The sequence below is a fragment of the Mycobacterium sp. ST-F2 genome (genome assembly GCF_001905655.1).
In the GTDB taxonomy this organism is placed as follows: Bacteria; Actinomycetota; Actinomycetes; order Mycobacteriales; family Mycobacteriaceae; genus Mycobacterium.
In genome coordinates, this window is sequence record NZ_JMHT01000033.1 from 34352 (window position 1) to 46794 (window position 12443).

14 protein-coding genes and 1 other RNA gene are annotated in these 12443 nt (G+C 67.0%); 10 read left to right on the forward strand and 5 right to left on the reverse strand.

Features of this window, described 5'->3' with window-relative positions; translation table 11 throughout:
* Window positions 1–30 precede the first annotated feature (30 nt).
* The gene (locus tag EB75_RS13905) at window positions 31–1437 is read right to left on the reverse strand and encodes an acyl-CoA dehydrogenase family protein (RefSeq protein WP_073695975.1); all 1407 of its coding nucleotides are present in this window, start codon (window positions 1435–1437) and stop codon (window positions 31–33) included.
* A 324-nt stretch (window positions 1438–1761) separates the two neighbouring features.
* Window positions 1762–2571, reverse strand: a complete 810-nt coding sequence (gene hisN, locus EB75_RS13910) for a histidinol-phosphatase (protein WP_073695976.1) — start codon at window positions 2569–2571, stop codon at window positions 1762–1764.
* 23 nt (window positions 2572–2594) lie between these two features.
* On the opposite strand from hisN, the gene EB75_RS13915 reads away from it, so the two are divergent.
* Window positions 2595–2912 carry a hypothetical protein gene (locus EB75_RS13915; protein ID WP_073695987.1) on the forward strand — a complete coding sequence of 106 codons (318 nt, stop codon included), beginning with the start codon at window positions 2595–2597 and terminating at the stop codon, window positions 2910–2912.
* Between the two features lie 37 nt (window positions 2913–2949).
* On the opposite strand, the gene EB75_RS13920 is transcribed toward EB75_RS13915, so the two are convergent.
* The gene (locus EB75_RS13920) at window positions 2950–4338 is read right to left on the reverse strand and encodes an FAD-dependent oxidoreductase (protein ID WP_073695977.1); all 1389 of its coding nucleotides are present in this window, start codon (window positions 4336–4338) and stop codon (window positions 2950–2952) included.
* 150 nt (window positions 4339–4488) lie between these two features.
* On the opposite strand from EB75_RS13920, the gene prfB reads away from it, so the two are divergent.
* The 7 genes from prfB to EB75_RS13955 are packed head-to-tail and all read left to right on the forward strand — an operon-like array spanning window position 4489 to window position 10126.
* Window positions 4489–5604, forward strand: coding sequence for a peptide chain release factor 2 (prfB, locus tag EB75_RS13925; protein WP_073695978.1), 1116 nt, complete (start codon window positions 4489–4491; stop codon window positions 5602–5604).
* Window positions 5597–6598, forward strand: a complete 1002-nt coding sequence (locus tag EB75_RS13930; RefSeq protein WP_073695979.1) for a mechanosensitive ion channel family protein — start codon at window positions 5597–5599, stop codon at window positions 6596–6598. Before prfB ends, EB75_RS13930 begins: the two co-directional genes overlap by 8 nt.
* On the forward strand, window positions 6595–7140 hold the full coding sequence (locus tag EB75_RS13935) for an Rv3103c family proline-rich protein (RefSeq protein ID WP_073695980.1): 546 nt from the start codon (window positions 6595–6597) through the stop codon (window positions 7138–7140). Before EB75_RS13930 ends, EB75_RS13935 begins: the two co-directional genes overlap by 4 nt.
* 54 nt (window positions 7141–7194) lie before the next feature.
* Window positions 7195–7884, forward strand: a complete 690-nt coding sequence (gene ftsE, locus EB75_RS13940; protein WP_020102687.1) for a cell division ATP-binding protein FtsE — start codon at window positions 7195–7197, stop codon at window positions 7882–7884.
* Entirely contained in the window at window positions 7885–8781 is an 897-nt protein-coding gene (gene ftsX, locus EB75_RS13945; protein WP_073695981.1) for a permease-like cell division protein FtsX, read from the forward strand.
* A 2-nt stretch (window positions 8782–8783) separates the two neighbouring features.
* Window positions 8784–9284 carry an SsrA-binding protein SmpB gene (gene smpB / locus EB75_RS13950; protein WP_073695982.1) on the forward strand — a complete coding sequence of 167 codons (501 nt, stop codon included), beginning with the start codon at window positions 8784–8786 and terminating at the stop codon, window positions 9282–9284.
* On the forward strand, window positions 9281–10126 hold the full coding sequence (locus EB75_RS13955; RefSeq protein WP_174557668.1) for an EamA family transporter: 846 nt from the start codon (window positions 9281–9283) through the stop codon (window positions 10124–10126). The genes smpB and EB75_RS13955 overlap by 4 nt, the downstream gene beginning before the upstream one ends.
* 8 nt (window positions 10127–10134) lie before the next feature.
* Here the strand turns inward: EB75_RS13955 and EB75_RS13960 are convergent, their stop codons facing one another.
* Window positions 10135–10542 (reverse strand): VOC family protein, encoded by a 408-nt coding sequence (locus EB75_RS13960; protein WP_073695984.1) that lies wholly within the window; start codon window positions 10540–10542, stop codon window positions 10135–10137.
* Between the two features lie 20 nt (window positions 10543–10562).
* The gene (locus EB75_RS13965) at window positions 10563–10997 is read right to left on the reverse strand and encodes a helix-turn-helix transcriptional regulator (RefSeq protein ID WP_073695985.1); all 435 of its coding nucleotides are present in this window, start codon (window positions 10995–10997) and stop codon (window positions 10563–10565) included.
* A gap of 83 nt (window positions 10998–11080) precedes the next feature.
* Here EB75_RS13965 and EB75_RS13970 point away from each other — a divergent pair, with 83 nt between their 5' ends.
* Both EB75_RS13970 and ssrA read left to right on the forward strand, forming a co-directional pair.
* A complete protein-coding gene (locus EB75_RS13970; protein WP_073695988.1) occupies window positions 11081–11935 on the forward strand; it encodes a maleylpyruvate isomerase family mycothiol-dependent enzyme in 855 nt (284 codons plus the stop codon).
* Window positions 11936–12027: 92 nt separating this feature from the next.
* Window positions 12028–12399, forward strand: a transfer-messenger RNA (tmRNA) gene (ssrA, locus tag EB75_RS13975).
* The last annotated feature ends 44 nt before the right edge of the window (window positions 12400–12443 follow it).

Here is a 12443-nt window from a genome sequence, read left to right on the forward strand (position 1 = left end):
GAGTGGGAAGAGTGGGGACTACCGGGCGGACTACAGGACGACGACACCCTCGGCGACGCCGAGAGCCCGCAGATCGCGGTACCAGCGCTCAACCGGGTGTTCCTTGGTGTAGCCGTGGCCGCCGAGCAGCTGGACGCCGTCGAGGCCGATCTGCATGCCCTTGTCAGCGGCGAACCGCTTGGCCAGTGCACCTTCGCGCAGGAAGGTCATGCCCTGCTCGGCGCGCGACGCACCGCGCCACACGATGAGCCGCAGGCCGTCGAGTTCGATGGCGATGTTGGCGCACATGAACGCGACCGCCTGGCGGTTGGCGATCGGCTCGCCGAACGCCTCGCGCTCCTTGACGTAGGGCACCACGTAGTCGAGCACAGCGTGCGAGGTGCCGACTGCCAGTGCGGCCCAACCCAATCGGGACAGGGCGATGGCCTCGGAGTAGTCGTTGTCGGTCGCCTCGTCCTCGCCGAGCCGGTTCGCCAGCGGCACCGCGACGTTGTCCAGCTCGATCTTGCCCAGTGCCGCGGCGCGGATGCCCATGCTCGGGTCGGCGGTGATGGACAGGCCCTCGGAGCCCGACTCGACGATGAACAGCGCCGGCTTGCCGTCGAGCTGGGCGCCGATGATGAACAGCTCGGCATCGGCGGCGGCCGGGACCAGCGACTTGACGCCGTTGAGGCGGTAGCCACTGGGGGTGCGGATCGCGGTGGTCCGCAGCGCGGTCGGATCGAACAGCGCGTGCGGCTCGGCGATGGCGACGCAGGCCTGCGGGACGTTCTCGCCGGCGAACGACGGCAGGTAGGTGGCCTGCTGACCGGCGCTGCCCCAGCGGGTCAGCGCCGAGGCGACGCCGCCCGGGGCCAGGATCGGCAGGGCCAGACCCATGTCGCCGTAGGCGAGGGCCTCGGCCACCAGCGCGGTGGTGACGGTGCTCTGGGTGGCGGCGATGCCGTCGAACTCCTCGGGCACGTTGATCGCGGTGATGCCGAGTTCGGCGGACTTGGCGATCAGGTCGGCCGGGTAGGTCGCAGCCGCGTCGGCGTCATGAGCGGCCGGCCGCAGGATCTCCTCGGAGAACTCGCGGACCGTGTCGACGATCATTTGCTGGTCTTCGTCCGGATTCAGGTCGAAGTAGTCGGAGCCGCCCGGCTTCAGGCGGGTCGGCGCGCCGTTGATGCCGGGGATGCGCTTGAACTGACGGCCTGCGGCGCCGGCGGTGGAGAACGCCGTCTTGATGCCGTACTTCAGGCCGCGGTTCATGGGCTCGCGCAGGTTGTACTTGTCGAGGAATTCCTGGCCGACAAAAGGTGTGATCAGCGCCAGACCGATGTCGGTCGCTGTCCGCTTGTGCCGTTGCAGGCCGATGGCGCTCTCCGGGCCCTTGCGCACCGGGCGCTGTGCGGAGCCGGCAGATGTGCCGTTCTGGGGAAGGGTGTTGGTCATTTCGACAGCCTCGCGTCGTTGGGGCAGTGCGTTATGACCGTATCTTACTCCTGAGTAAGGTACGACGCTCGTGTTACTAAGTTCACATTTGCCGGACGTCCTGTGTCGCGAAGGCCCACGCGGTCCAAATCGGGGTGCGCGACGTGAAACCCCGGATTTACCAGGAGTTTTCGCCGCCCCATCAGGAGTCGCATCTGCAACGTGAGCACCAGGCCGTCCGCCCCGATACGACTCTGGGATGCGATATCGCCGGTGATATCGCATCCCAGAGGAGGGTGCGTCCACAGCCGGGTCGGCGCACCATGGCGCGGCCCGCGGCTGCTTTCAGGAGAGGGCGGCCAGCACCTTGTCGTGCAGCAACCCGTTGGTTGCGACGGCGCTACCGCCGTGCGGGCCGGACGCGCCGGCGAGGTTGGTGAACGTTCCGCCGGCCTCCCGGATGACAACGTCGAGCGCCGCCAGATCCCAGAGCTTGACCTCCGGTTCGACGGCGATGTCCACGGCGCCCTCGGCCAGCAGGCAGTACGACCAGAAGTCGCCGTAGGCCCGGGTCCGCCACACCGCATCGGTCAGTGCGACGAAGGCCTCGCGCCGGTCATCCCAGCCGGTGGTCAGATCCGAGTAGGACAGACTCGCCGCGTCGAGCGCGTCGACACCCGATACCGAGATGGGCCGCGTCCGCCCGCCGAACGAACTGAACGCACCTTCGCCGGTGCCGGCCCACCACCGCCGCCCGAGCGCCGGGGCACTGACGACGCCGACGACGGGCACGCCGTCCTCCAGGAGGGCGATCAACGTTGCCCACACCGGGACCCCGCGGACGAAGTTCTTGGTGCCGTCGATGGGGTCGATCACCCACTGCCGGCCCGCGAAAACCGCTGTGCCACCGTATTCTTCGCCGAGCAGCGCGTCGTCCGGCCGAGCCGCGGACAGCGTTTCGCGCAGCACCCGCTCGACGGACTGGTCGGCGTCGGTCACCGGGGTCAGGTCCGGTTTGGTCTCGATCCGCAGATCCAGCGCGCCGAAGCGGTCCAACGTCACGGCGTCGGCCTGGTCGGCCAGGGCCAAGGCCAAAGTGACGTCGTCTCGGCGGGACGCGCAATCCGCTGCGCTACTTGCTTGGGTGGTACTCATGCGTGCAGTCCTACCATGAGTACGTGTGGGAATTCGTCGTGCTCATTGTCTTGCTGGGAGCGCTCGTACTGTTGGCCGCGCCGTTCCTGCGGCGGACGCGTAGCGGGGAAAGCGGGACCTTGCTGATCACCGGCGTCAGTCCACGGCCCGACGCGACGGGCGAGCAGTTCGTCACCGTCGCCGGAGTCATCAACGGCCCAAGCGTGAATGAGCACGAGGTGTACGGCCGCATGGCGATCGACGTGGCCAACTGGCCCTCGGTGGGCCAACTGGTTCCCGTCGTCTACTCGCCGAAGAACCCCGACAACTGGAACTTCGCGCCGCAGGCGCCTCCGGTGTAGCTCCTCAGCGTGGCCGATGGGCTGATCCGCAAGCTCCTCAGCCGTGGGCGACCCGCAGCATCTCCGCCACGTCGGTCAGCTTCACCCGCGGGCGGTTCTGGCCCTCGCCGGCTGACCTCTCGTGCGCGTCGATCAGGCGCCAGTGGTCGCCCGTGACCACGGCCGGCTGCCGGGAAGCGAACCACTCCGCCAGATCCTCGCTGTGCGTGGCCCCGAAATCGGCCAGCTCGGCGCCGCAGATGTCCTCGATCAGGGTGTTGACGGTGTCCTGCGAGTCCTTCTTGTTGCTGCCGATGACGCCCGACGGCCCGCGCTTGATCCAGCCGACGACGTACTCGTTGCGACTGCCCTCGACCCGGCCGTCGGTGTGCGGGATGGTCGCGGCGCGCTCGTCGAACGGCAGGCCGGCCGTCGGAACGCCGCGGTAGCCCACGGCCCGCACGATCAGCTGTGCGGGCAGCTCCTCGCGGTGGCCGCTGTCCTTGGCGACGATGCGGCCGCCGTCGTCGACCAACTCGTTGTGGCCCAACACAATTGACTCGACGCGTCCGGCGCCCTTGATCTCGATGGGCGAGGTCTGGAACTTGAACACGATGCGGCGCTCGCGCCCCAGCACCCCACGTTCGGCGTAGCCGCGCAGAATCTTGATGTTCTGCCGCACCGTCTTGCCGGCGGCCTCCAGCTCCGCTTCGGTGATGCCGTCGACATCGGCCGGATCGACGACCACGTCGACGTCGGCCATCGCCGCCAGGTCACCGAGCTCGCGCAGCTCCAGCGTCGTGAATGGGGCCTGCAGCGGGCCGCGCCGGCCGATGATCACGACCTCGCGGACGCCGCGGGCGCCGAGGGCCGTCAGCGCGTGGTCGGCGATGTCGGTGTTCGCCAGCTCGCCCGGATCGCTGACCAGGATGCGGGCCACGTCCAGGGCCACGTTGCCGTTGCCGACCACCACGGCCCGGTCCTGCGTCACGTCGGGGTTCATGGCCGCGAAATGCGGATGCGCGTTGTACCAACCGACGAAGTCGACGGCGGCCACGCTGCCTTCCAGTTCCTCGCCGGGGATGCCGAGGGGCCGGTCGGACTGGGCACCGATGGCGTAGATGACGGCGTCATACCGTTCGGCCAACTCCGTGGCCTGCACATGCTCGCCCACGGTGATGTTGCCGAAGAAGCGGAACCGCGGGTCGTCGGCGATCTTGTCGAACTGCGCCGACACCGTCTTGATCTTCGGATGGTCGGGCGCCACGCCGGAACGGACCAGTCCCCACGGGGTGGGCAGCATCTCGAGCATGTCGATACGCACGTCGATCGGTTCTTCTGAATCGGCCGCAGCGGCGGCCTTGGCATCGGCGAATTTCAGCAGTGACGCGGCAGCGAAAAACCCTGACGGGCCGGATCCGACAACCGCCACGTGGTAAGGGCGCATATGTATTGGTTTGCCTTCTTGTTCTGCCCGGTGCGCGCAAGGGGCTGTCGCGACGCGGCCGAGCGGCTTACACGGCGATGCTAAACCGGTCTAAGCGATCAGGGCTTGCAATGTGAAAGTCCGTCTCACTGATCGGTACCCTCATCCTTTGTGGACCTCGACCGTCAAGCCGACATTGCCGCCCTCGACAGCACTCTGACCACTGTGGAGCGGGTGCTCGACGTCGACGGTCTGCGCGCGCGGATCGCCAATCTCGAACAGGAAGCCTCCGACCCCAAGTTGTGGGACGACCAGGCCAACGCCCAGAAGGTGACCAGCAGCCTCTCGCATGCCCAGGGCGAGCTGCGCCGGGTCGAAGAGCTGCGGGGACGGGTCGAGGACCTGCCGGTGCTGTACGAGCTGGCCGAGGAGGAAGAGGGCGCCGCGAAAGCCGACGCCGTGGCAGACGCCGACGCCGAATTGGCCAAGCTCCGTGAAGACATCGAGGCGCTCGAGGTTCGAACGCTGCTGTCGGGGGAATACGACGAGCGGGAAGCTGTCGTCACCATTCGCTCCGGCGCCGGTGGCGTCGACGCTGCCGACTGGGCCGAGATGTTGATGCGCATGTACATCCGCTGGGCCGAGAAGCACGGGTATCCGGTCGAGGTCTTCGACACGTCGTACGCAGAGGAGGCGGGCATCAAGAGCGCGACCTTCGCGGTGCACACGCCGTTCGCGTACGGCACCCTGTCGGTCGAGCAGGGCACGCACCGCCTCGTGCGGATCAGCCCGTTCGACAACCAGAGCCGCCGCCAGACGTCGTTCGCCGACGTCGAGGTGCTGCCGGTTGTCGAGACCGCCGACTCCATCGACATCCCCGAAGGTGACATCCGCGTCGACGTCTACCGGTCGAGCGGTCCGGGTGGTCAGTCCGTGAACACCACCGACTCGGCGGTCCGGCTGACGCACATCCCGACGGGCATCGTCGTGACCTGTCAGAACGAGAAATCGCAGCTGCAGAACAAGGTTTCCGCGATGCGGGTGCTCAGCGCCAAGCTGCTGGAACGCAAGCGCCAGGAAGAGCGTGCCGAGATGGACGCGCTCAAGGGCGACGGCGGCAGCTCCTGGGGCAATCAGATGCGCTCGTACGTGCTGCACCCCTACCAGATGGTGAAAGACCTGCGCACCGAGTTCGAGGTCGGCAACCCGGCCTCGGTTCTCGACGGCGACATCGACGGCTTCCTGGAGGCCGGGATCCGCTGGCGCAACCGAAAAGAAGATGACTAACTTTTTCTCTGTCTTTGTCGCGAGCCAACCGCAATCGCTCGGTTGGTGGGCCCAGCGGTGGCACGAATTCTGGCGCGGCTCGATCGGTGAGTGGATCATCACCCGCGGCCTGCGGATCGTCATGCTCGTCATCGCGGCGATGCTCATCGCGCGGTTCGTCGGCTGGCTGACCCACCGGATCACCGCCCGCATCGACGAGCGTTTTCAGGAGAGCGACGCGCTGGTCCGGTCGGAGACCACCAAGCACCGGCAAGCCGTCGCCTCGGTGATCTCGTGGGTGACCATCGCCCTGGTGTCGGTGATCGTGCTGGTCGACGTCATCGAAATCCTCGGCATCCCCATCGGCTCCCTCGTCGCGCCCGCAGCTGTGCTGGGCGCCGCGCTGGGTTTCGGCGCACAGCGCATCGTGCAGGACCTGCTGGCCGGGTTCTTCATCATCACCGAGAAGCAGTACGGCTTCGGTGACCTGGTGTCGCTCACCGTCACCGGTATCAACACACCGGCCGAAGGCACGGTCGAAGACGTCACGCTCCGCGTCACCAAGCTGCGCTCCAGCGACGGTGAGGTGTACACGATCCCGAACGGGCAGATCGCCAAGACCGTCAACCTGTCCAAGGACTGGGCGCGCGCCGTCGTGGACATCCCGGTGCCCACGACCGCGGACCTCGGCAAGGTCAACGACGTGCTGGGCCGGGTCTGCGAACGCGCGATGGAGGACATCCAGTTGCGCACCTTGCTGCTCGACAAGCCCCAGCTGATGGGCGTGGAGAGCATCGAACTCGACACCGTGAACCTGCGGATGGTGGCCCGGACCTTGCCCGGCAAGCAGTTCGAGGTCGGCCGGCGCTTGCGGGTCATGGTCGTTTCGGCGCTGGGCCGCGCCGGCATCGAGAGCCCGCACGACAACGAGCCCGAGGTCGAGGCCATGGTGCATCCGGCCACCGTCGCCGGCGCCGAGGACAAGACGCAGGGGCCGGGGGACGAGCAACGATGAACGCGCTGTCCCGTATCGCGGCCAAACACGCCGACCGCGCCTGGCCCGCGTACATCCTGGGCCGGGTCCGGACGTCCACGGTGGGCCTGATCGTGGCCTTCTTCGTGGCGTACTGGCTGCACCAGACCTACGCGCCGCCACCGCCGGCGCCGACACCGCCGCCCGCGGTCGTGCCCCCGGGTTTCGTCCCCAATCCCGAGTACACCTGGGTGCCGCGCACCGATGTGAACACCCGCCCCCGGACGACGAGCCGGCCGACGCCGACCGAGACCACCACCGAGACGACCGACACGACGACCAGCTCGACCACGTCCGGCACGAGCACCTCCAGCACGTCGGCGCCGCCCACCACGACGGTCATCACCCCGGCACCGGGAATCCTGCCGCCCGTCACACTGCCGGTCCTGCCCGGTCAGGCCCCGGCTCCCACTCCGGCTCCGGCGCCCGCGCCGCCGCCCGGCCCGCTGCCGGCCGCAGCACCGCCCGGCGGCCCGGTCACGACCACCACGATTTCGCCCGGTGCGGCACCGGCGGCGAGCTAGCGGCATCAGCCTCATCCGTCACACTTCAACGTCCGACTACACTGGCGTGCCGTGATGATCACCCTCGACCACGTGAGTAAGAACTACAAGTCTTCGGCACGCCCAGCCCTGGACAACGTGTCGCTCAAGATCGACAAGGGTGAGTTCGTCTTCCTCATCGGTCCGTCCGGCTCCGGCAAGTCGACGTTCATGCGTCTGCTGCTCGGTGCCGAGGTGCCGACCTCGGGTGACATCCGCGTCTCGAAGTTCCACGTCAACAAGCTGCCCAGCCGGCACATCCCGAGCCTGCGCCAGGTGCTCGGCTGCGTGTTCCAGGATTTCCGGCTGCTGCAGCAGAAGACGGTGTTCGAGAACGTGGCCTTCGCGCTCGAGGTGATCGGCAAGCGCCCGGACACCATCAACCGCATCGTGCCCGACGTGCTGGAGATGGTGGGCCTGTCGGGCAAGGCCAACCGGCTGCCCGGTGAGCTGTCCGGTGGCGAGCAGCAGCGCGTGGCGATCGCGCGGGCGTTCGTCAACCGCCCGCTGGTGCTGTTGGCCGACGAACCCACCGGCAACTTGGACCCCGAGACGAGCAACGACATCATGGACCTGCTGGAGCGGATCAACCGCACCGGTACGACGGTCGTGATGGCCACCCACGACCATCACATCGTCGACTCGATGCGTCAGCGCGTCATCGAACTCGAACTCGGCCGCCTCATCCGCGATGAGCAGAGCGGCGTCTACGGAATGGATCGCTAAGTGCGCTTCGGCTTTCTTGTCAATGAAGTCCTGACCGGATTTCGTCGCAACGTCACCATGACCGTTGCCATGATCCTGACGACCGCCATCTCCATCGGCTTGTTCGGTGGTGGTCTGCTGATCGTCCGGCTGGCCGACCAGTCCAAGCAGATCTACCTGGACCGCGTGGAGAGCCAGGTCTTCCTGACCGACGACATCTCGTCCAATGACCCCAACTGTGACGCCGACCCGTGCAAGTCGCTGCGCAAGCTGATCGACGACCGCAAGGACGTCAAGTCGGTGCGGTACATGAACCGGGACCAGGCGTACGACGACGCCGTCCGCCGGATTCCGGCTTTCAAGGACTATGCGAGCAAGAAGGCGTTCCCGGCGTCGTTCGTTGTCAAGCTCGACAATCCCGAGCAGCACAAGGGATTTGAGGACGCGCTACGCGGACGTCCCGGTGTGCGTCAGGTGACCGACCAGAAGGAACTGGTCGACAGGCTCTTCGGCATCCTCGGCGGCATCAGCAACGCGGCATTCGCGGTGGCGCTGGTGCAGGCGGTCGCTGCAGTTCTGTTGATCGCCAACATGGTTCAGGTTGCCGCCTACACCCGCCGTACCGAGATCGGCATCATGCGACTGGTCGGTGCCACGCGCTGGTACACGCAGCTGCCGTTCCTGGTGGAGGCGATGCTGGCCGCGACCATCGGTGTGGTGGGCGCCGTCATCGGCTTGATCGTGGTGCGGGCCATGTTCCTCGAGGACGTGCTCAACCAGTTCTATCAAGCCGGTCTGATCGCCAAGGTCGACTACGCCGACGTTCTCTTCTATTGCGCGCCAATCATGTTGGCCCTGGGCCTGACGATGTCGGGCGTCACGGCCTACGCGACGCTGCGCGCGTACATCCGGCGGTAGCGGTGGCAAAGAAGAAGGACGCGACCAAGGACAAGTCGGGTAATAACTCGGTGGTCGCAACCAACCGCAAAGCGCGGCACAACTATTCGATCATCGACACCTACGAGGCCGGGATCGTCCTGGTCGGCACCGAAGTGAAGAGTCTGCGTGAGGGCTTGGCGTCGCTGGCCGACGCCTTCGCCACCGTCGACGACGGCGAAGTGTGGATCCGTAATCTGCACATCGCCGAGTACCACCACGGCACGTGGACCAACCACGCTCCGCGGCGCAACCGAAAGCTGTTGCTGCACCGGAAGCAGATCGACACGTTGGTCGGCAAACTGCGCGACGGCAACTTCACACTGGTGCCGCTGAAGATGTACTTCTCCGACGGCCGCGTCAAGGTCGAATTGGCGCTGGCCCGCGGTAAAGAGGCACACGACAAGCGCCAGGACATCGCGAAGCGCGACGCGCAGCGCGAGATCAGCCGCGAGATGGGCCGACGCCTCAAGGGCAGGAACTGACCGGGGTCCTGCTCGCGCTGCTGGCGGCGCTGGGCTATGGCATCAGCGATTTCGTCGGCGGCATCGCGTCCCGGCGCGTCGCGGCGCTACGGGTGGTGCTGGTGTCGTACCCCGTCGCCGGCGTGCTGCTGACGGTGATGGCATGCGTTGTCGGCGGCCAGGTTTCGTCGGACGCAGTGCTGTGGGGCGTGTTGTGCGGCGTCTTGCAGGCGTTCGGAATCTGGTGGTTCTACGCCGCGTTGGGTTCTGGACCCATATCCGTCGTCTCACCGTTGACCGCGATCCTGGTGTCGGCGGGACCGATTGCCGTCGGCGTCGCCATGGGGGAGCGGCCCAGCGGGCTGGCGATCGCCGGGATCGCGCTGGCCCTGGTCGCGGTGGCACTGGTCAGTGCCCAGGCCACCGATGAGGACGAGACCCCGCACCGTTTCACCGCCAAGGTCGCCTGGCTGACCGTCGGCTCAGGACTTACTTTCGGGCTCAGCTTCGCCGTGATCCATCAGGTGCCGCACGACGCGAAGCTCTGGCCGTTGGTGTTCGCGCGCTTCGCGGCCACCGCGGTGGTGATGGTCGCCGCGGTGGCGACCCGCAATTTCGCTCTGCCACGCGGACTTCCGCTGAAGCTGGGCCTGGTCGCGGCGGCGCTCGACGTCATCGCGAACGTGGGGATGCTGCTGGCGCTGCAGGCCTCGATGCTGTCGTTGGCGAGCGTGCTGATCTCGCTCTATCCCGCGGCGACCGTCGCCCTGGCCATGGTGGTGCTCAAAGAGCGGGTTCGGGCCTGGCAGGCCGTCGGCATGGCGCTGGCGCTTGCCTCGGTCGCGATGATCGCCGCGGGGTAGTGGGCTGACTAGAGCTGGTTGATCCGGATCAGGTTGCCGGACGGGTCGCGAAATGCGCAGTCGCGCACGCCGTAATCCTGGTCGGTCGGTTCCTGCAGGACGTCGGCTCCGGAGGCCTCCAGGCGGGCGAACAGCGTATCCAGGTCGTCGGTGGCCAGGGTGATCGCGCCGTACGAACCCTTGGCGATGAGCTCCAGAATGGTGCGACGCTCGTCGTCGGTGATGCCGGGGTCGGCGGCCGGCGGGTGCAGCACGATCGACGTGCCCGGCTGTCCGGGCGGGCCGACGGTGATCCACCGCATGTCTTGGTAGCCAACGTCTTTGCGGACCTCGAAGCCGAGGTCGTCGCGGTAGAACTTGAGCGCGGCTTCGGCGTCGGTGTGTGGCAGGAATGCGTAGTGAATCGAGATGTCCATGCCCGTCACGCTAATGGCGGTCAGTGCGGCGGCGCTTCTTGATTCCTGATCGGTCTGGTGACCTGCCGGGCCAGGCAGGCGGGAATGCCGTCGGCCGCCTGCGAATGGTCGCGGCGATACACGCTGGGCGCGACCCCGACCAGCTCGGTGAACCGCGTGCTGAACGTGCCCAGTGACGAAAAGCCAACGGCGAAGCACACATCCGTGACGCTGAGGTCGCCCCGGCGCAGCAGGGTCATGGCCCGTTCGATGCGGCGCGTCATCAGGTACGAGTAGGGCGACTCGCCGTAGATGCGCCGGAACTCCCGGCTCAAGTGGCCGGCCGACATGTGCGCGCCGCGGGCCAGGTCCTCGACATTGAGCGGCTTGGCGTACTCGCGGTCGATCCGGTCCCGCACTTTGCGGATCACCGCGATGTCCCGGAGGCGTTGCGCCTCTTGTGCGTCGTCCCCCATGGGGCCATCGTGTCATGACCAGTGATTGGGACGCATCGGACGATTCGCCATCCGGCGCGGTTCGGCCGTCGTACGGTCAGTCCGTGAGCAGCTCAACGCGTCCCGTCACTGTCCTGGAGAAGTCCGATGTTCTGCCCGCCCTGTTCGGGGTGTGGGACGACCTGGACAAGCTGTTGTCCACGATCTCCGAGGCGGAGCTGCTGACCACGCAGACCGAGCTGCCCGGCTGGCACGTCCGGGATGTCGTCGCGCACATCATCGGGACCGAGCTGATGCTCAAGGGTGAGCCGGTGCCGGAGGCCGACATCGACGTGTCCGAACTGGACCACGTGCACAACCCCATCGGCGTGATGAACGAATGCTGGACGCGGTCGTTCAGCGCGCTCTCGGCAGCCGAGCTGCGGGAGAAGTTCCGCGCCGTTACAGACGACCGGCGGGCCACCCTCAACGCGATGTCGGACGAGGAGTGGAACACGCCCACGATGACGCCGGCAGGACAGGACAGCGTGGGCCGCTTCATGCGGATCCGGACGTTCGACTCCTGGATGCACGAGCAGGACATCCGCGAGTCCGTCGCGCGCCCGGCGCCGGACGCGGCACTGCAGAAGCCGGAGGCGCAGGTGTCGCTCGATGAGATCGAGACGATGATGGGCTTCGTCGTCGCCAAGCGTGGGGGAGCGCCCGACGGATCGCGCGTCGCGATCGAACTGACCGGACCCATGGCGCGCACCATCCGCGTCGCGGTCGACGGCCGCGCGGCCGTGGTGCCCGACTTCGGCGGCGCGGAGCCGACCACGGTGATCCGGATGGACGGCTGGCAGTTCACCCGGCTGTGCGGTGGACGTCCGCTGGGCGCGGTGCGGCCGGTCGTCATCGAGTTCGAGGGTGACGCCGAGGTCGGCCGGCGCATCGTGGAGAACCTGGGTTACGTCATCTGACCTGGTACTTTGGCGGTGGTCCGATATTCGGTGGAGCTTGTCGGAGCTACCGGTATGATGGAGTGTCCTGCCGAAAGTCGGCGGGGGTGCGAGGGGCTGAACGGTTTCGACTTCGCGCATCGAATCAAGGGAAGCGTGCCGGTGCAGGCAAGAGACCACCGTAAGCGTCGTTGTAACCAATTAAGCGCCGATTCTCATCAGCGCGACTACGCCCTCGCTGCCTAAGTAGCGACCGCGTGTCTGTCAGACCGGGAGCGCCCTCGGCCCGGACCCTGGCATCGACTAGAGGGACCCACCCACGGGGCCGGTCGCGGGGCCCGTGGGGACATCAAACAGCGACTGGGATCGTCATCTCGGCTTGTTCGCGTGACCGGGAGATCCAAGTAGAGGCATAGCGGACTGCGCACGGAGAAGTCTTGAGGGAATGCCGTAGGACCCGGGTTCAATTCCCGGCAGCTCCACGAATGGAACACAGATAACTTCATATTTGAGACCTCTTTGCCGGCAC

Bases quoted from the DNA above. Each gene is read 5' to 3' on its own strand.
- EB75_RS13905 (WP_073695975.1), bottom strand. From the start codon at position 1,437: ATGACCAACACCCTTCCCCAGAACGGCACATCTGCCGGCTCCGCACAG.
- hisN (WP_073695976.1), bottom strand. From the start codon at position 2,571: ATGAGTACCACCCAAGCAAGTAGCGCAGCGGATTGCGCGTCCCGCCGA.
- EB75_RS13920 (WP_073695977.1), bottom strand. From the start codon at position 4,338: ATGCGCCCTTACCACGTGGCGGTTGTCGGATCCGGCCCGTCAGGGTTT.
- EB75_RS13930 (WP_073695979.1), top strand. From the start codon at position 5,597: ATGACTAACTTTTTCTCTGTCTTTGTCGCGAGCCAACCGCAATCGCTC.
- EB75_RS13935 (WP_073695980.1), top strand. From the start codon at position 6,595: ATGAACGCGCTGTCCCGTATCGCGGCCAAACACGCCGACCGCGCCTGG.
- ftsE (WP_020102687.1), top strand. From the start codon at position 7,195: ATGATCACCCTCGACCACGTGAGTAAGAACTACAAGTCTTCGGCACGC.
- EB75_RS13960 (WP_073695984.1), bottom strand. From the start codon at position 10,542: ATGGACATCTCGATTCACTACGCATTCCTGCCACACACCGACGCCGAA.
- EB75_RS13965 (WP_073695985.1), bottom strand. From the start codon at position 10,997: ATGGGGGACGACGCACAAGAGGCGCAACGCCTCCGGGACATCGCGGTG.